The organism is Amycolatopsis sp. NPDC052450, assembly GCF_044547565.1.
Classification (GTDB): Bacteria; Actinomycetota; Actinomycetes; order Mycobacteriales; family Pseudonocardiaceae; genus Amycolatopsis.
Window position 1 is genome coordinate 63,875 of the sequence record NZ_JBIUAQ010000011.1, and the last position, 16,499, is coordinate 80,373.

Below are 16,499 nucleotides of genomic sequence, written 5' to 3' on the forward strand. Positions count from 1 at the left end.
AATCCGCTTCCGAATGAAGGAGAGCATAACATGTCGAAGGACCGCTTCATCCTGCTCAAACCCGGCGAGGCTCGGTCCGGCCGCGTGCCGCTGCCACGCGCGTTCAGCGTCAAGGCGATGACCGAGGACACCGAGACGAGGTTTTCACTGCTCGAGGTCAGCCTCGCCATCGACATCCCGCGGCACGTGCATCACGAGGCCGACGAGTGCATCTACGTCCTCGAAGGCGAACTCGGCATCGATTTCGACGACGAGAGCCACATCGCGACCAAGGGCACGTTCGTCCTGCTGCCGCGCGGTGTCCCGCACGCCCTGCGACGCGTTTCCGAACCGCCTCGGGTGCTCCAGATCTCATCTCCCGGCGGCTGGGAGCACTACCTGGAGGACCTGTTCGAGGCGGGACCCGCCGTCTTTACCGACGGGGCGATCGATCCGGCGAAGATCAACCGGGTCGCCGCACCCCACCACATCACTTATGGCGACTAGGCCGTGCGCGCGGGCACCCGGTTGAGTTTCGTCGCCGCCCAGGTCACGAAGGCCCACAGCAGCAGCGCGGCCGCCGTGTCGGTGTAGATCGTGGCGAACCAGAAGGCCGGGATTTGCGGCACGGCGACCAGGAAGTGGCCGAGACTCGCCAGCCCGGACAGCGAAAAGACCATCAGGAACGCCAGTGCCCGCCAGTAACGCCCGCGCAGGTAGTCGCGGTAGCCGAGCACGCCGAACGTCGTGAGGAGAACGTAGGCGACGACGACCAAGGTGGCGGCGACGCCCACCGAGATCCCCTCGACCTGCGGATAGTCCGCGGCCCTGATCACGTTGTGCGCGTAGTGCAACGTGGTGGACAGCAGCGTGAAGGCCAGGATCAGCCGCAACGCGGTGAGTCCCTGGTTCCGAAGAGCTTCCATGTTCGCCCCCTTGCGATTTGATAGATCGCTCTAGCGAGAGCGTAACGCACGGTCCGGGGCGGGTGAAGGGGACTTTCGTCCCGTGCGATGGGGGACGCGAAGCGACCGTGTGGATTTTGGTGCGTTGGATGACCCGAAATCCATCCAGTCACCACCGCCGTCCAGCTACGCAGTGGGAGCAAGGGACCTTTGCTACCGCAGGCGACCACCGTGGCATGACCGGACCGGCATCGGGAAGGTGTGTGGGAATAGGGACATCGAGCGTCCCTATTCCCACACACCCCTCACCCCGCGTAGCGCCCCTTACCGACCGTGTGGATTTTGGGACGTCAGATGTCCCAAAATCCACACGGTCACCTGAGGGAGCAAGGGACCTTTGCTACCGCGAGCGACCGTCGACGGCCTCTCGGCGGTCGGAATTGTCGGTGGGTGCGCGTAGACAAGGACGAGTGCCCGAACCGACCGTGCCCCTGATCGGGGTCGAGAACCTGAAGATGCCCGAATGGGCCACGGTCGACGAGACCGTGGCCGAAGCGGGGATGGTCAAGGCCATCCGCACGCTCCCGTCCGCGGTGGCCATCGTGCTGCGGCTGGCCTGGCGGACGTCGCCGCGGCTGACCCTGCTCGCCGGCGTCGTCCACCTGCTTTCGGGCTGTGTCACGGCGTTCGGCCTGCTCGCCACCGCGAACGTGTTCATCGCGCTGCTGGAGAACGGGCCGACGCCGGACAGGGTGCTGGAATCGCTGCCCGCGCTGCTGGTCGTCGTCGGCACGTACGCCTTGCGTGCCCTGCTCGACACCGCGGTGGCCGCGGTCGAGGGGGCACTCCGGCCGCGGGTCGTGACTTCGGCGGGCGACGAGGTCACCGCCGCGATGGTCCGGGTCCGGCTGCTGGCCTTCGAGGACGCCGATTTCCGGGAGCTGGCCAGGCAGGGCGCGCGGTACGGGGTCCGGTCGATCGAGATGAGCCTGCGCTGGGTCGCGGATCTGACCTCGGCGCTGATCTCGCTGGTCGCCGCGCTGGTGGCGGCGGGTCTGCTCAATCCGTGGCTCGCGCCGGTGCTGCTGCTCGCCGCGGTGGCCGACGGCTGGGCGGCGGCGAAGGTCGCGCGGCTGAACTACCGGCATTATCTCGACACCGTCGGCCGGAACATCCGGAAGGACATCGTCGAGGAGGTGGCCACTTGGCGCACCTTCGCCCTCGAACGGCACGCCCTCACCTTGCAGGAGCCGTTGCTCCACGAGTACCGGCGGATCACCGAAAGCCTGATGCGCGAAGAGGTCCGGCTCGCGCATCGCAGCAACCTGGTCCGGCTGACCGGGCGCGCGGCGGCCGGAGTGGGCACCGCCATCGCGTATCTGGTGCTCGGCATCCTGCTCTACACCGGGCAGATGGAGCTCGCCCTCGCCGGGACGGCCGCGCTCGCCATGCGGTCGGCGTCGAATTCGCTGTCCATCACGATGCACGCGGTGAATTCCCTGTACGAGGAGTCGTTCTACATCGCCTTCTTCCAGCGGCTGCTCGTGGAATCCGAGAAACGCGGCCCGGTGAAGGACGGGGTCGCCGCTCCACCCGATCCGGCGGAGATCCGGCTGGAGAACGTCGGTTTCACCTATCCGGGCCAGGAAAATCCCGCGCTGCGCGAGGTTTCGCTGACCATCCGGCGCGGCGAGGTGATCGCCCTCGTCGGCGAGAACGGTTCCGGCAAGACCACCTTGGGCAAACTGCTCACCGGGCTGTATCCACCCTCGGAAGGGAAGGTGTTCTGGGACGACGTCGATCTCGCGGACGCCGATCACGAGTCGGTGCACGCCAACATCGCCGTGATCGCCCAGGATCCCGCCGAATGGCCGATGACGGCGGAGCACAACGTGACCGTCGGCAGGCTCGGCCGGGAGGACCCGGAACGCGCCGCGTGGCACGACGCGATCATCTCCTCCGGCGCCGACGAAGTGATCGAATCCCTGCCCGCCAAGGAGAGAACGGTGCTGTCCAAGAAGTTCAACGACGGGCAGGACCTCTCGGGCGGGCAGTGGCAGCGGATGGGCATCGCCCGCGGGATCTACCGCGACGCCGCCGTCCTGGTCGCCGACGAGCCGACGGCCGCGCTCGACGCGAAGGCCGAGGCGCGGGTCTTCGCCGGTCTGCGGCACGCGAGCGTGTCCGGGGCGGGCAGGCGCACGACCATCCTGGTCACCCACCGGCTGGCCAACATCCGCTCCGCCGACCGGATCCTGGTGCTGGAGAAAGGACGGCTGATCGAACAGGGCACGCACGCCGAACTCATCGAAGAAGGAGGCGTCTACCACGAGCTTTACGAAATCCAGGCCCGTGCGTATCGCGGCGAGTGAGCGGGTAACCGGTCGGCGAGAAAGCCCCGATCCAGCGGAGGAACCATGTCCGACCAGGAAGACCGCGAAGCAGCCGACGGCCCCAGCCCCGCCGACGCGTCCGAAGAGGCCGTCCAGCTCAGCAGGCCTGACGGCGGCGAGCCGGGCGACACCGAGCCGGAAGAGATCGCCCAAGACGAAGGCACGCAGCGAGCAGCCGGCCCGGAGAGTCAGGCTGTTCACATCGAAGACGCGTAGCCGTTTTCGCCGTCGCCGGTCACACTGTGTTGATGCCGGAGATGATCGCCGACGTGAACGGCGTCGAGCTGTGCCACGAGACGTTCGGTTCGCCGGACGGCAGGCCGTTGCTGATGATCATGGGCCTGGCCTCGCAGATGATCTGGTGGGACGACGAGCTCTGTGAGGGCCTCGCGGCCGAGGGGTTCTTCGTCATCCGCTACGACAACCGGGACGCCGGCCGGTCCAGCCGGATGACCGGGCGGGTGAGCCTGCCGCTCGCGTACGCCCTGCGCACGGCGCCGTACTCCCTGGCGGACATGGCGGGCGACGCCGCCGGACTGCTGACGAAACTCGGCGTCGAGAGCGCGCACGTCGTGGGCGCGTCGATGGGCGGGATGGTCGCGCAGACCCTGGCCATCGAGTATCCGTCGCGGGTGCGTTCGCTGACGTCGATCATGTCGACCACCGGCAACCGGTTCGTCGGGCGGCCGAGCGCCAAGGCGATGACGATGCTGCTTTCGGCACCTCCGCGCGATCGTGCGCAGTACGTCGATTCCCTGGTGCGCACCTTCCGCGTCATCGGCTCGCCCGGTTACCCGTTCGACGAAGCGCGGATGCGTGAACGCGCGGAGCGGTCGTTCGATCGCGGCGTCAATCCCGGCGGGACGGCGCGGCAGCTGGCCGCCGTCGTTTCGAGCCGGGATCGCTTCCGCGCGTTGCGGAAACTCGACGTGCCGGCGCTGGTCGTGCACGGTGCGAAGGATCCGCTCGTGCACGTTTCCGGCGGCCGGGCGACGGCCCGCGCGCTGCGGGAGTCCGAAGTGGACATCGTGCCCGGGATGGGGCACGACCTGCCGCGGGCGATCTGGCCGCGGTTGACGCGCGGACTGGTCCGCACGGCCGACCGCGCCGACGTCAAGACCCGGCGAGCGTGATCGAGCCCAGATGCGAGAAGTGCGCCGCCACCCGTGAACCCGGGCGAATGTCGACGGCGTCGGTCATCCCGCCGGTGAGCACGATCCAGCCCGGCTCCAGCGCGAGCCCCCTGGCGCCGAGGGTGTTGGCCGCCAGCGCCAGTGCTTCCGCCGGATGGCCCTGCACGGCCGCGCCGGTGGCGGTGTCGACGATGGCGCCGTCGACCTCCAGAAGCGCCGCCTCCAATGAAAGGTCCACTGTGGACGGATCGGCGCCGACCGGGCCCAGCGTGAAGTACGCGGAGAAACCGTTGTCCGCCACGGCGTCCGGCAGCTTGCCCCGGTAGTCACGGTAGCGGCTGTCGACGATCTCGATGCCGCCGTGGACCCGGCTCACCGCCGCCATCGCGGTCGCCGCGGTCACGCCGGGACCCGAAAGTCGTTCACCCAGCACGAAAACCAGCTCGGGCTCCGCACGCGGGTGGATCAGCGACGGCACCGGGACACCGGCGGGCAGGACCATGGCGTCGGTCAGCCAGGCGAGCAACGGCGAGTCGATCCCCATCCGCTGTCGCATCGCCCGCGAGGTCAAGCCCAGCTTGACGCCGATCAGCGTCTCGCCGCGCTCCAGCCTGAGCCGGAGCGCCTCGTCCTGGATCGCGTACGCGGTTTCGACGTCCAAAGCGGGCCACGAATCCGTCAGCGGCTCGCGTTCTTCCCCGGACAGCAGCGCTTCCGCCGCCTCCCGCACGTCAAGGCTCACGGCCGCTCCTCCCCGGAGAACTTCGCGGTGACACTGCCGAGCCCCGCCATCGTCGCGACCACGGTGTCGCCGGGACTCACCGGGATCGCGCGGGTCATCGAACCCGGCAGCACGACGTGCCCCGGTTCCAGCGCGACGCCGAGCGGTCCGATCGTGTTCGCGAGCCACACCAGCGCGTTCACCGGCGAGCCGAGCACCGCGCCGCCGGCGCCGGTGGCCGCGATCTCACCGTTCTGGTGCAGGACACAGCCCACCAGCCGCAGGTCGACGTCGCCGATCGCGGTCGGCCTGCTGCCGAGGACGACCCCGCCGGAGGACGCGTTGTCCGCGATGGTGTCGACGATGCTGATCTTCCAGTCCTGGATGCGGGAATCGACGATCTCCAGCGCCGGGACGACGAAGTCCACCGCCCGCAGCGCGTCCGCCACCGTGACCCCCGGCCCGCACAGCCGCGAGCCGAGCACGAACGCGATCTCCGGCTCGATCTTCGGCTGCAGGAACCCGCCGATCGGGATCGGCTGGTGTTCGAGGTGGAACATCGAACCGGTCAGATGGCCGTAGTCGGGCTGGTCGACACCCATCTGCCGCTGCATGGCGGCGGACGCGAGGCCGACCTTGTGCCCGCGCACACCGTCGCCGCGTTCGGCCCAATGGTGGACGAGCCGCTGCTGGATGCGGTACGCGTCCTCCAAGGTCGCGGCGGGATACGTCTCGATGAGGGGCGCGATCGGCTTGCCGGTCTCGTACGCGCTGAGCAGCGCGGCCGCGGCCTCCTGCAGCGTGCTGGCGTCCATGGGCTCCTTCCGACAGTCGGACTCTGCCCCGTCACCGGTGCCCGCACAAGACGCCCGTTCCACTGGCCGGTACGAACAGATTAGGCCGAAAGGGTCTCGCACGACCCCGATCATCACTTAGCCTGCTCCCATGTCCGATTGGGCGCTCTCACGGGCGAAGGCCAGGATCGACCGCCGCGAAGAGCTCGACGAGCTCACCGCGCGCATCCGTTACGAGGTGCGGGTGCACCTCAACGAGCCCACCGCGCACAACGCCTACGACGAGCTGACCGACATCTTCGCCATCGGGCACGCGGAGTGTTCGGCGCTGCTCAAGCACCGCCGTGTCCTGCCGTTGTGGGAGCGGCTGCTGCTCCAGCGCTACACCCGCCGTCTCTACGGCAAGGCCGTCTCCTCGACCATCGGTGACCTCCCCGCCGACGCGGGACCGGCGCCCGCGGCCGCGTTCGGCCAGGAGATCGCCTCCTTGGCCCCCGATTCCGGCGACACCGGCGCGAAGTTCGATCTGCAGGGCCGCGGCCTGGTCAACGTCTTCCGGATCGCCGCCGGGCGGCACGGCGAGAGCTGGCCGGACCGCCACGACGTCGCGACGACGTCCGCGCGCAGCGTCCTGACCTGTTCGACGGTGTTCCTGCGGCGCCGCGCCTGGCACGTCGTCTGGCCGGTGTACCGGGTGCGCGGCCTGCGGCTCTGGAAACTCTAGGAATGTGCGGCCGCCCGCCGTGGCTCAGGTATGTCCTGACCGGTGCGCGGGTGGCGGTTTCGCGTGACAGGGATGGACGACACGCGTGTTCGGATGGACGACACGCGTGTTCAGGCGGACGACTCGAGGCGGATCTCGGCAGGAATGTGCGGCCGCTTGCCGTCGTTGAACCCGGTATGACCGATCGCGCCACCGAGATCCTCGCCGGATCGAAGACGATCGCCGTCGTGGGGCTGAGCCGTGATCCGGCCAAGGCCTCGCACGGGGTCGCCGCCGTACTGCAGGCACACGGGTTCCGGATCATCCCCGTCCATCCTTCGGCCGACGAGTTGCTGGGCGAGAAGGTCTACCGCTCCCTCACCGACATCCCGGAGCCGGTCGACCTGGTCGACGTCTTCCGCCCGGCCGAAGACACCCCGCCGATCGCCGAACAGGCCGTCGCGATCGGCGCCAAGGCGCTCTGGTTGCAACAGGGCATCGTCTCCGCCGAGTCCCGCCGGATCGCCGAAGAAGGCGGTCTGGCCTATGTCGAAGACCGCTGCACGGCCGTCGTCCGCGCGGTCGCGAATCTGTCGGTGCGTTAGAAACGTACTCCGGGCCGAACCCTCGCCGCGATTTTCCGGCGAGGGTTCTTTCATATCCGTGAACAGAAAAATGACCCCTGAAGTCATACGCCGAATCGAAACCCGCCGAACGGATTGGGCCGAACCGGTGATCTTGACCGGACCGCCCCGAACAGGGAAAACTTGTCCGGTAGCCACTTTGTTAAGAAACCTTCCCAACCTTGGGCCGAACTGTTAACGTCCGAACCCGCTTAGCGGAAACAGGTGCCGATCATCGGTACCCCGGTCCAACGGAGGGGCGAAGTGGGCACACCACGAGGCCTGGATTCCAGTGGCACACTCGAGCGCGGCCTAGCGGTTCTCGAGCACGTCGGCAAGAACCAGGAGATTTCCACCAACGCGATCGCCCGGCAACTCGGTCTCTCCCGGAGCGCCGCGTACCGCATCGTCGGCACTCTCAAGAACCTCGAATACCTCGAAGCCGATCGCGCCACCGGCCGCGTGCGGCTCGGCACCCGGCTGGTCGAACTCGGCGCCCGCGCGATGGCGGCGACCGATCTCCACCGCTGCGCGCCGCGCTATCTCGCGTCGCTCGCCGAGCGGAGCGGCGAGACGACGTACCTCGCCGTCCCGGACAACGACACGATGGTCTACGTCGCCACCGAACGCAGCGCCAACGCCGTCACCCTGGCCTGCCGTCTCGGCACCCGCCGTCCGCAGCACGCGACGTCGCTGGGCAAGGCGTGGCTGGCGGCACTGCCCGAACAGGACCGCGTCGAACGCATCCGCCGGATGAAACTCGACAGTCTCACGCTCAAGACGATCAACGATCCGGTCCGGCTGCTCGACGACCTGGCGAGGACGAGCCGCCGAGGCTGGGCCGTGGACGACGTCGAAAACGAACCGGACGTCGGCTGCGTGGCCGCCGCCGTCCGCGACCACACCGGACGGCCGATCGCCGCGATCAGCATCGCGGGCCCGGCGGGCCGGGTGCTCCGCCGCACCGACGAACTGGGCGCGACCGTGGCCGGGACCGCCGCCGCGCTTTCACTCCGGCTGGGTTACGTCCGCGCGCAAAGGGGCTGAGTCCAGGACTACCGGCCGGCGGGCGGACTGTGGGTGTCCGCGGCGCTGGCGGCGTCGGCGATCATCGTGCTGCTGGTGACGCTGGGAGTCCTGCGCCGATCGGCGCGGCTCTCGGCGGCGCTGGCGCTGATCACCGCGCTGCTGGTCGCGGTACTCCTGTACCGCATGCCCGCCGGGCTCGCCTTCGATTCCGCGGCCATGGGCCTCGTGTTCGGGGTGTGGTCGGTGGCGTGGATCGCCTTCCACGCCGTGTACTTCCACAACGTCACCGTCGCGACCGGACGGTTCGACGACATCAAGGCGGTCCTCGCCGGGTTCAGTGAGGACCGCCGCCTCCAGGCGACGGGCGATCGCGTTCGGTTTCGGCGCGCTGCTGGAGGGGATCGCGGGCGGCGGCTCGCCGATCGCGATCACCGCGGCGATGATGGCCGCACTCGGTTTCCCGCCGGTGAAGGCGGTCGTGCTCGCGTTGCCGCCGAACACCGCGTTCGGTGGCCTCGGCAATCCGCTGATCATGCTGGGCAGGCTGACCGCGCCGATCCTTGACTTGAACTCCGAACAGGCGACGGAACTGTTCTCGTCGATGGTCGGCCGCCAGCTGCCCTTTCTGGCACTGATCGTTCCCGGGTTCCTGATCGTGGTCTTCCTCCCCGGATCGGACGCGTCGACGAACAGTCTCTTCGGGCCGATGCAGGTGATTTCCCCGCGGCAACCGCACGTCGACCCGATCCTCACCGGCGCCACGAACACCTCCGGCGGCGTGATGGGCAAGATGATCTCGCCACAGAACCTGTCCATCGGCGCCACCGCGATCGGGCAAGTCCGGGAAGGAAGGCGCGCTGCCGCAGGCGACCGTGCCGGAGTTCATGATCCCGCCGTGAACGAGAACACGGGAATGTCCACAATGGTCACCCTATCTTTACCGGCCATTGGGCTGGATGGATGAACACCAGGTTCGTTCACCGGAATGGGAACTACCGTTGTCCTCATGCCCATGACGCTGATCAAAGGTACGTTCCAGCTTGTCGGAGCCTCACCGGACGGCGATTCGGTGCGCTTCTATCCCGACGATCCCCAGGCGACCAAGAAGGCCGGCCTGAAGGTCCGGCTCAATTCGCGGGGCGGGATGCAGTTGCGGCTCGACGCGATCGACGCGCTCGAAACGCATTACCAGGCCAGGGGAACCGGCGGGATGTGGCATCAGCCCGCGGAATTCGCCGACGCCGCCGCGGCGAACCTGCTGAAGGTTCTCGGCTTCAAAACGGTCGAACGCGATGAACGGGGAAGGGTCACTTCGGCGACCCCGATCAAGGTACCGGGTCACATACTGACGCGATTCGCCGACAAATACGGACGAGCGGTGGCGTTCGCCTTTCCCGGGCAACGGCCGGGAAGGTCCGCAGACCTTTCCAAGGTCCATCTCGACGTCAAAACGCTGAAGAACTCGGCGAACTACCGGCAGGTCGCGGCCGGCCACGTCTACCCGACGTTCTATTCACTGCTGTACCCCGATCTCCGTGACGCCTTGGCCGAAGCAGCGGTCAAGGCCCGCGAGGACGGGCGCGGGCTGTGGCCGAAGGACGTCACGAACTCCGGGTTCAAGCTCTCGTCACGACGGCAACTGGCCGACGAACTGGTGATCCTGCCGAAACTGTTCCGCAGGCTCGTCGACTACCTCGCGCTCGACGAAAGCGGCGGGGTCTCGCTCACCGGCTTCTCCGGCTTCCTCGATTCCCGCAACGACCGCCTGTTCACCGTCCCGGACGGGCACGCCACGGAATTCGAGACCTTGGTGAGCGTGAAGCGGCAGACCGTGAACCTGACGACCGAGCCCGAGCGGATCGTCTTCATCGAGGCCTGAATCGGCCCGTGTCGGCAAAAAGACCGTACCTCCCTCCCCCTCAGCCGTGCTCATCTGAAAGGTGGGAGAGGGAGCCGATGCAAGGACACGGTTCGCGGCGGCCGCGGGAGGCCGGCGGGCGGACGGAGACAGCCTCGAAGCTGGTCGACGTCGTCCGCGTCTTGGTCGTGCGTTACTGCCGGGCGCGGATCGGACGTCGGTCCGGCACCTACGACATCGCCGACGCGATCGCGAAGGACAGCTGCCGCGAGATCGTCGCTGGAGCGGCCGGGGCGGCCGCGCTCCTCACGTTCGCCTACGACGTCACGCACGGCCTCGTCGACGACTTCCACCGGAGCACCGCCGAACTGCCGAATCCGCTTTCGGGATTGCCCTGCCAGCAGCGCGAGATCATGGTGCTGCGGTCGCTCGTCGGGCTTTCCGCCGAAGACACCGCGCTGGCGCTCGGCTGCACCGTCCAGGCCGTCCGGCTGGGCCAGCACCGGGCCTTGACCGCGCTGCGCCCCACCCCCGCCTGACGCACCCCTTCGCAATTCGTCACCTACTTGCGCCAGTTCGTGCGCGGCGTCGATCGCAAGTAGGTGACGAATTGCGGGGAGGTCAGGGGGTGCATTCGGCCGCGCGGTTCAGGAGCAGGGTGCGCTCACGATCGTTCCCGGTCATCTCCGCCGCGCGCTCGAACTCGGCGCGGGCCTCGGCCAGACGGCCGAGCTTCGCCAGGAAGTCGCCGCGCACGCTCGGCAGCAGGTGGTACGACTTCAGTGCGGGCTCCGACGTCAGCTTGTCGACCACCGCGAGGCCCGCTTCCGGCCCGACGGCCATCGACAGCGCCACCGCGCGGTTCAGTTCGATCACCGGCGACGGGTTCAGCTTCCCGAGCCCTTCGTACAAGATCGCGATGCGCGCCCAGTCGGTCTCCTCGCCCGTCCGCGCCCGCGCGTGGCAGGCGGCGATGGCGGCTTGCGCCGCGTAGACGCCGAAAGCGCCGTCCGCGAGCGACTCGGCGAGGTCCAGCGCGGCGAGGCCGCGGCCGATCAGGATCCGGTTCCATTTCGTCCGGTCCTGATCCAGCAGCAGCACGGGTTCGCCGTTCGGCCCGACGCGCGCGGCCGACCGCGACGCCTGGATCTCCATCAGCGAAACGAGCCCGTGCACCTCGGGTTCCTTCGGCATCAGCCCGGCCAGGATCCGGCCGAGCCGCAGTGCCTCCTCGCACAGCGCCGGCCGCATCCAGTCCTCGCCCGCCGTCGCGGAGTAGCCCTCGTTGAAGATCAGGTAGATCACTTCGAGCACCGACTCCAGGCGCGCGACGCGATCGGCGCCCTCCGGCACCTCGAACGGCACCTTGGCGTCGCCGAGCGTCTTCTTCGCGCGGACGATGCGCTGCGCGATGGCGGTCTCCTTGGCGAGGAACGCCCGCGCGATCTCGTGCGTCTGGAGCCCGCCGATCATCTTCAGCGTCAGCGCCACCCTGGCTTCAGTGGAAAGCACCGGGTGGCAGGCGGTGAACACCAGCCGCAGCAGATCGTCCTCGATGTGGTCGTCGAGGCCCGCGGTGAAGTCGGGTTCCTCCTCGAACTCCTGCTCGCGGCCGATCTCGCCGAGCTTCCGTTCGTAGCGCTCGTTACGCCGGAAGGTGTCGACGGCCCGGCGTTTGGCCGTGGTCATGAGCCAGGCGCCCGGATTCCTCGGGACACCCGACTCCGGCCACTGTTCGAGCGCGGCGACCAGCGCGTCCTGCGCGAGTTCCTCCGCGAGGCCGACGTCGCGTGTCATCCGCGCGAGGCCGGCGATGAGGCGGGCCGACTCGATCCGCCACACCGCGTCGATCGCCGACCGGGGGTCTGCTGTTGCCGTCACGCCGACCAATCAACATCGTCGGCGTGACGACCGCAACCACTACTTCGCCTCTGCCTGCTCCCGCAGCTTCTGCTCGTGCTCGACGATCTCGGGCGTGGCGTTGTCGAAGTCCTCCATCTCGGCGACCCGCCGGATCTCGATCTCGCCCTCGCGGAACGGCGCGCGCTTCATCCATTCGATGACCTCGGCCTTGTCCTTGACCTGCAGGATCCAGAAACCCGCGATGAGTTCCTTGCTCTCGGCGAAAGGTCCGTCGACGACCCTGGCCTCGGTGGTGCCGGAGTACTGGATGCGGACACCTTCGGCGCTGGGGAGCAGTCCTTCACCCGCGAGCATGACGCCCGCCTTCACCAGCTCCTCGTTGAACTTCCCCATCTCCTGCAACTCCTCGGCACTCGGCTGAGCACCGGCCACGTCGGTCTTCTCGTCGCTCTTGACAATCACCATGAACCGCATCTGAGTCTCCGTTCCCGGCGGGGCTCGTCCCCTGCCACATCAACGCGTCGATCGGGCGACCCCGGTTTCGACACGGTCCCCGAACTTTTTTCCGCGAGTATTCGAGCAGCCGGAAAACCGCAGGTCAACCGCACATGGTGCCACCTCATCCCCACCACCCACCCTTGAAGGACGCGCTCCGCGCGACTGGATCTATCCTGACCCGTCGTGGCCGCTCTCCCCTCAGACCTCAGCTCAGCCCTCGACGCAGAGTTGGGCAAGTACCCGCAGACCAGGCTGACGCAGTCCGTCGAGCGGCTCAGCACGCGCTACCGCGAGAACAACCCCGCGAGCGCGCCCATCCTCTCGTCCGAGGTCGACATCGCGGCGTACGCGGGTTACCGGATGCCGGCCACCTACGCGGCCGTACACGCTGTTCTCGCCGAAGCCGCCCTCCGTGCTCCCGGGTTCGCTCCGCGCACGCAGATCGACGTCGGCGGCGGGACCGGTGCGGCGATCTGGGCGGCGGCCGACGTGTGGCCGTCGCTGGAGGAGAGCACCGTCGTCGAACAGGTCCCCGGCGCGATCGCGCTGGGGAGGCGGCTCGCGGGGAACGCCGGGGGCAAGGCCGTCCGCGGCTCGACCTGGCAGCGCGGCCTGATCGACCCGGCCGCACCCGCGCCGGACGCCGATCTGGTGACCCTTTCCTACGTCCTCGGAGAGCTGCCCGAAGCCCGCCGGGCCGACACCGTCCGCTGGCTGTCGGCGAAGGCCGGGATGCTGGTGCTGATCGAACCCGGCACGCCCGCGGGCTACGACCGGATCGTCGAAGCGCGGGATCAGCTCGTCGAACTCGGGCTTTCCCTCGTCGCGCCCTGCCCGCACGAGGGCGCGTGCCCGATCCCGCGCGGCAAGGACTGGTGCCATTTCTCCGCGCGCCTCCCGCGCACCGGCCTGCACCGTCAGCTCAAGTCCGGGACGCTCGGTTTCGAAGACGAGAAGTTCTCCTACGTCGTCGCCTCACGCACGGCGCCGGAACGCGCCGAAGGCCGGATCCTGCGGCATCCGGCCAAACGCAAGGGCATGGTCAGCCTGACCCTGTGCGCCGAAACCGGGCTCACCGAAACGATCGTCACCAAGCGGCACGGTGACGCCTACCGCGAGGCCCGCGACGCCGAATGGGGCGACGCCTGGCCCGCCCACTGACCCCAGGTGGGTGCTCTCCCAGGTGGGTGCCCTCAGGTGGGTGCCCCCAATGTGGCATTGGAGGCGTTGAGCGTCCCCAATGCCACATTGGGGGCACCGGGAACCGCTTCGACCGCTGGTTCCGTGAGTCCTGCCGTCGACCCGGATCTCGCGTGTCTGGAGCCGGATCTCGCGTGATTGGAGCCGTAACTCGCGTGTCTGGAGCCGTAACTCGCGTGACTGGAGCTGTTCCGGCTCCGATCACGCGAGTTACGTCTCCGGTCACATCCCGGCCTCTTCCCGCGACACCGCGCCGGTCCCGGAGTCCTCACGGACCTCGTCGCGCCGGATTGCCGATGACGGCGAGCAACGCGCCCAGCGCCGGATTGTCGTTGCCCCGCCGCCACATCAGTTCGAGTTCCACCGGACGGCCTTCGACCCCGCCCACCGGGCGGAGCACGACACCCTCGAAGCGCAGCGCGGCGGCCGCGGCAGGCACCAGCGCGACCCCGAGGGCCGCCTTCACCAGTGCGAGCACCGTATGGACCTGACAGGGGTATTGCGTGTAGTCCGGCAGCACCCGGGCGGCGCGGAACACCGCCACGAGCAGATCGTGGAAGTACCGGCCCTCCGACGGCGAATACATGATGAACGGCTCACCGTCGAAATCGCGGACGTCGGGATTCTTCTTACGCCGCGCCAACGGGTGTGCGGACGGCAGCGCGGCCAGCAGCGGCTCCCGCCACAGCGGCAGGGTCACGACGTCGGCACCGGTCACCGGCGGCCGGACCATGCCGAGATCGATCCCGCCCGCCAGCAATTCCTCCACCTGTACCGCCGTCACCATTTCCCGCAGCACGAGACCGACGCCGGGCACCTCGGCGTTCGCCGCGGCGATGACGCGGTCCAAATACGAATAGGCGGCGGTGGCGGTGAACCCGAGCGTGACGACGCCGACTTCACCTTTCTTCGCCCGGCGGGCATACAGCGTCGCCTCCTGCGCCGAGCGCAGTATCTTCCTTGCCTCGGCGAGAAAAACCCGTCCGGCGGGTGTCAGCCGGACCATGCGGTGCGTACGGTCGAAAAGCTCGACTCCCAGTTCGCGCTCCAGCAACTGGATCCGCCTGCTCAACGGCGGCTGGGTCATCGAGAGCCGCTCCGCCGCCCGGCCGTAGTGCAGTTCCTCGGCCACCGCGACGAAACTCACCAGCTGTTCCAGGGAGAACACCCATCCAGTCTAGGTATCACCGGCGGGCGGACAAGCGCCGAATCGGTATCGTTCAGCGCGGGATTTCCACGGTGCGGTCGATGATCCCGGTCGCCACGGAATGGATCTTGCGATTGTTGCTCCGCGCGTAGGCGCGCAATACGCCGAACGCGTCGTCGACCGAAACCCGCAGCCGTTCGGCGAGCACCCCTTTCGCCTGTTCGATGATCACCCGGCTGTTCAACGCCGTTTGCAGCTGCGCGGTGATGGTTTCCTGCCGCTGCAACAACCGGTGGTGCAGGATGCCGATCGTGGCGATGTCCGCGAGCGCTTGCCCCAGCCTCAATCCGGCGTCGTCCAGCGAAGCGGGACGGGTGCCGAACAGGTTCAGCGCGCCGATCACCTCGTCGCGGCGGCGCATCGGCAACGCGTACACGGAGCGGAATTCCGCGTCTTCCGCCGCACGGGAGAACTTCGGCCAGCTTTCGCCCGCGCGCGTCAGATCCGGGCAGACCACCGGCTCGGCGTGCCGGTAGCAGTCCAGGGACGGCCCCTCGGAGTTCCGCAATTGGAACAGTTCGAGGGTGCGGGTCTGTTCGTCGGACGCGGCCACCATGGTGAGCGTGCCGTGCGTGTCGGCGAGCAGCAGTCCGGCGGTGCAGACGCCGAGCAGTTCGACACATCTGAGCGCGAGCAGGTCCAGGAACTCGATGAGATCGAAGTCTTCGACAAGGGTGTCCGCCAACTGCACGAAGGTTTCCCGCAAGCCTGCCGCGAGGTGGGTCATCGTTTCTGATATCTCCTTAGGCACGCGTCCGTCATGACTCGGACCGGAAGGTGATCCGGCGCCGCAGCACGTCCATGGCGACCTCGTCGAGGTTCCGGTCATCGGCGTAGGCGTGGGCACGCAAGCGGGCGAGCGCGTCCACCGGCCCGATGCCGAGCTGGGCCGACACCATTCCCGCGGCCTGATGCACCCGGTCGTGATGTCCGGCGAATTCGCGATCGATCACTTCGGCCAGACCGGGCCCGCCGGTGCCGCCGGTACCGACATCGGCGACGGCGAGGGCGATCACCGCGTCGGCGCAAACGAGTGCCTCCGCTTGTCCTTCCCTCGACGGAAACCCGGCGAGTTCGCGATAACAGTCGACGACACCCAATCTGATCGCACCGGCCCGGATCGGCACCGCGATGATCGATTTCACGCCTCTGTCGATCGCTTCCGGCGCGAACATCGGCCATCGGAGTGACGTCTCCGAACTGGTCATATCGGTTACGACGAGGAGCATACCGCCGCGCACCACCTCCCATGCCGGGCCTTCACCCAAGGTGAACTGCAGATCTTCCAATTCGCGGCTGCGTTCGTCGGTGGCGAAGAAAGGCTCGGCGACTCCTCCTCCGACGGCGAGGGTCAGTCCGGCACCGGCCGCTTCGAGGACGTTTCCACAAACGACACAGGCGTGTTCCACGGAAACCGCCGAATCTGTTTCCGAAGCGAGAAAGCTCATCTTCGCCCAGACCAGCGCCGCGCGATCACGCCGTCGAAACCCCATGATGCCTCCCGGCATTGTCCGGTGTCGGACGAGCCCGCCGGGACCGGGGCGAACAGCGCGGACCGTTCGCCGGCGCCATGCCGATTCTCCCACGTTTTCG

General features: G+C 68.2%; 18 protein-coding genes and 1 pseudogene. 11 read left to right on the top strand and 8 right to left on the bottom strand.

Annotated features, from left to right (window positions below; all coding sequences use genetic code 11):
- The first annotated feature begins 30 nt into the window (after positions 1 to 30).
- A complete protein-coding gene (locus ACIHAO_RS19970; protein WP_396559847.1) occupies positions 31 to 486 on the top strand; it encodes a cupin domain-containing protein in 456 nt (151 codons plus the stop codon).
- On the opposite strand, the gene ACIHAO_RS19975 is transcribed toward ACIHAO_RS19970, so the two are convergent.
- The gene (locus ACIHAO_RS19975; RefSeq protein WP_396559849.1) at positions 483 to 905 is read right to left on the bottom strand and encodes a hypothetical protein; all 423 of its coding nucleotides are present in this window, start codon (positions 903 to 905) and stop codon (positions 483 to 485) included. The genes ACIHAO_RS19970 and ACIHAO_RS19975 overlap by 4 nt on opposite strands.
- 449 nt (positions 906 to 1,354) lie before the next feature.
- Between ACIHAO_RS19975 and ACIHAO_RS19980 the strand changes: the two genes are divergently transcribed.
- Genes ACIHAO_RS19980 through ACIHAO_RS19990 form a run of 3 tightly spaced genes read left to right on the top strand, consistent with a single transcriptional unit; the run spans position 1,355 to position 4,410 of the window.
- Entirely contained in the window at positions 1,355 to 3,256 is a 1,902-nt protein-coding gene (locus ACIHAO_RS19980) for an ABC transporter ATP-binding protein (RefSeq protein ID WP_396559851.1), read from the top strand.
- Between the two features lie 45 nt (positions 3,257 to 3,301).
- Positions 3,302 to 3,493: a hypothetical protein gene (locus ACIHAO_RS19985; protein ID WP_396559853.1), complete on the top strand. Its 192-nt coding sequence runs from the start codon at positions 3,302 to 3,304 to the stop codon at positions 3,491 to 3,493.
- A gap of 32 nt (positions 3,494 to 3,525) precedes the next feature.
- Positions 3,526 to 4,410 (top strand): alpha/beta fold hydrolase, encoded by an 885-nt coding sequence (locus ACIHAO_RS19990; RefSeq protein WP_396559855.1) that lies wholly within the window; start codon positions 3,526 to 3,528, stop codon positions 4,408 to 4,410.
- On the opposite strand, the gene ACIHAO_RS19995 is transcribed toward ACIHAO_RS19990, so the two are convergent.
- Complete coding sequence (locus ACIHAO_RS19995) at positions 4,391 to 5,152, bottom strand: 2-keto-4-pentenoate hydratase (RefSeq protein ID WP_396559857.1); 762 nt, start codon at positions 5,150 to 5,152, stop codon at positions 4,391 to 4,393. The two genes, ACIHAO_RS19990 and ACIHAO_RS19995, sit on opposite strands and share 20 nt — an antisense overlap.
- On the bottom strand, positions 5,149 to 5,946 hold the full coding sequence (locus ACIHAO_RS20000; protein WP_396559859.1) for a 2-keto-4-pentenoate hydratase: 798 nt from the start codon (positions 5,944 to 5,946) through the stop codon (positions 5,149 to 5,151). Before ACIHAO_RS20000 ends, ACIHAO_RS19995 begins: the two co-directional genes overlap by 4 nt.
- Before the next feature lie 130 nt (positions 5,947 to 6,076).
- Here ACIHAO_RS20000 and ACIHAO_RS20005 point away from each other — a divergent pair, with 130 nt between their 5' ends.
- From ACIHAO_RS20005 to ACIHAO_RS20030, 6 genes and pseudogenes are all read left to right on the top strand, one after another.
- Positions 6,077 to 6,649, top strand: a complete 573-nt coding sequence (locus ACIHAO_RS20005; RefSeq protein ID WP_396559861.1) for a hypothetical protein — start codon at positions 6,077 to 6,079, stop codon at positions 6,647 to 6,649.
- A gap of 176 nt (positions 6,650 to 6,825) precedes the next feature.
- Positions 6,826 to 7,233, top strand: a complete 408-nt coding sequence (locus ACIHAO_RS20010; RefSeq protein WP_219147777.1) for a CoA-binding protein — start codon at positions 6,826 to 6,828, stop codon at positions 7,231 to 7,233.
- A 282-nt stretch (positions 7,234 to 7,515) separates the two neighbouring features.
- Entirely contained in the window at positions 7,516 to 8,298 is a 783-nt protein-coding gene (locus tag ACIHAO_RS20015) for an IclR family transcriptional regulator (RefSeq protein ID WP_125782250.1), read from the top strand.
- A gap of 27 nt (positions 8,299 to 8,325) precedes the next feature.
- Positions 8,326 to 9,179 (top strand): annotated as a pseudogene (locus tag ACIHAO_RS20020) (L-lactate permease).
- A gap of 107 nt (positions 9,180 to 9,286) precedes the next feature.
- Positions 9,287 to 10,159 (top strand): nuclease, encoded by an 873-nt coding sequence (locus ACIHAO_RS20025; RefSeq protein ID WP_396559863.1) that lies wholly within the window; start codon positions 9,287 to 9,289, stop codon positions 10,157 to 10,159.
- 77 nt (positions 10,160 to 10,236) lie between these two features.
- A complete protein-coding gene (locus ACIHAO_RS20030) occupies positions 10,237 to 10,677 on the top strand; it encodes a sigma factor-like helix-turn-helix DNA-binding protein (RefSeq protein WP_396559865.1) in 441 nt (146 codons plus the stop codon).
- Between the two features lie 82 nt (positions 10,678 to 10,759).
- On the opposite strand, the gene ACIHAO_RS20035 is transcribed toward ACIHAO_RS20030, so the two are convergent.
- Entirely contained in the window at positions 10,760 to 12,028 is a 1,269-nt protein-coding gene (locus tag ACIHAO_RS20035; RefSeq protein WP_396559867.1) for an RNA polymerase sigma factor, read from the bottom strand.
- A 30-nt stretch (positions 12,029 to 12,058) separates the two neighbouring features.
- A complete protein-coding gene (locus ACIHAO_RS20040) occupies positions 12,059 to 12,475 on the bottom strand; it encodes a YciI family protein (protein WP_125791289.1) in 417 nt (138 codons plus the stop codon).
- A 207-nt stretch (positions 12,476 to 12,682) separates the two neighbouring features.
- Between ACIHAO_RS20040 and ACIHAO_RS20045 the strand changes: the two genes are divergently transcribed.
- On the top strand, positions 12,683 to 13,660 hold the full coding sequence (locus ACIHAO_RS20045) for a small ribosomal subunit Rsm22 family protein (RefSeq protein WP_396559870.1): 978 nt from the start codon (positions 12,683 to 12,685) through the stop codon (positions 13,658 to 13,660).
- Positions 13,661 to 13,967: 307 nt separating this feature from the next.
- Here ACIHAO_RS20045 and ACIHAO_RS20050 read toward each other — a convergent pair whose 3' ends face one another.
- Genes ACIHAO_RS20050 through ACIHAO_RS20060 form a run of 3 tightly spaced genes read right to left on the bottom strand, consistent with a single transcriptional unit; the run spans position 13,968 to position 16,399 of the window.
- The gene (locus ACIHAO_RS20050) at positions 13,968 to 14,867 is read right to left on the bottom strand and encodes a LysR family transcriptional regulator (protein ID WP_396559872.1); all 900 of its coding nucleotides are present in this window, start codon (positions 14,865 to 14,867) and stop codon (positions 13,968 to 13,970) included.
- 52 nt (positions 14,868 to 14,919) lie between these two features.
- Complete coding sequence (locus ACIHAO_RS20055; protein ID WP_396559874.1) at positions 14,920 to 15,633, bottom strand: GAF and ANTAR domain-containing protein; 714 nt, start codon at positions 15,631 to 15,633, stop codon at positions 14,920 to 14,922.
- Positions 15,634 to 15,664: 31 nt separating this feature from the next.
- Positions 15,665 to 16,399: a GAF and ANTAR domain-containing protein gene (locus ACIHAO_RS20060; RefSeq protein WP_396559876.1), complete on the bottom strand. Its 735-nt coding sequence runs from the start codon at positions 16,397 to 16,399 to the stop codon at positions 15,665 to 15,667.
- Positions 16,400 to 16,499: the final 100 nt, after the last annotated feature.

What these genes read in the sequence shown, in the direction of transcription:
- ACIHAO_RS19970 (WP_396559847.1), top strand. Translation starts at nt 31, where the DNA reads ATGTCGAAGGACCGCTTCATCCTGCTCAAACCCGGCGAGGCTCGGTCC.
- ACIHAO_RS19975 (WP_396559849.1), bottom strand. Translation starts at nt 905, where the DNA reads ATGGAAGCTCTTCGGAACCAGGGACTCACCGCGTTGCGGCTGATCCTG.
- ACIHAO_RS19985 (WP_396559853.1), top strand. Translation starts at nt 3,302, where the DNA reads ATGTCCGACCAGGAAGACCGCGAAGCAGCCGACGGCCCCAGCCCCGCC.
- ACIHAO_RS19990 (WP_396559855.1), top strand. Translation starts at nt 3,526, where the DNA reads ATGCCGGAGATGATCGCCGACGTGAACGGCGTCGAGCTGTGCCACGAG.
- ACIHAO_RS20000 (WP_396559859.1), bottom strand. Translation starts at nt 5,946, where the DNA reads ATGGACGCCAGCACGCTGCAGGAGGCCGCGGCCGCGCTGCTCAGCGCG.
- ACIHAO_RS20005 (WP_396559861.1), top strand. Translation starts at nt 6,077, where the DNA reads ATGTCCGATTGGGCGCTCTCACGGGCGAAGGCCAGGATCGACCGCCGC.
- ACIHAO_RS20010 (WP_219147777.1), top strand. Translation starts at nt 6,826, where the DNA reads ATGACCGATCGCGCCACCGAGATCCTCGCCGGATCGAAGACGATCGCC.
- ACIHAO_RS20025 (WP_396559863.1), top strand. Translation starts at nt 9,287, where the DNA reads ATGCCCATGACGCTGATCAAAGGTACGTTCCAGCTTGTCGGAGCCTCA.
- ACIHAO_RS20030 (WP_396559865.1), top strand. Translation starts at nt 10,237, where the DNA reads ATGCAAGGACACGGTTCGCGGCGGCCGCGGGAGGCCGGCGGGCGGACG.
- ACIHAO_RS20040 (WP_125791289.1), bottom strand. Translation starts at nt 12,475, where the DNA reads ATGCGGTTCATGGTGATTGTCAAGAGCGACGAGAAGACCGACGTGGCC.
- ACIHAO_RS20055 (WP_396559874.1), bottom strand. Translation starts at nt 15,633, where the DNA reads ATGACCCACCTCGCGGCAGGCTTGCGGGAAACCTTCGTGCAGTTGGCG.
- ACIHAO_RS20060 (WP_396559876.1), bottom strand. Translation starts at nt 16,399, where the DNA reads ATGGGGTTTCGACGGCGTGATCGCGCGGCGCTGGTCTGGGCGAAGATG.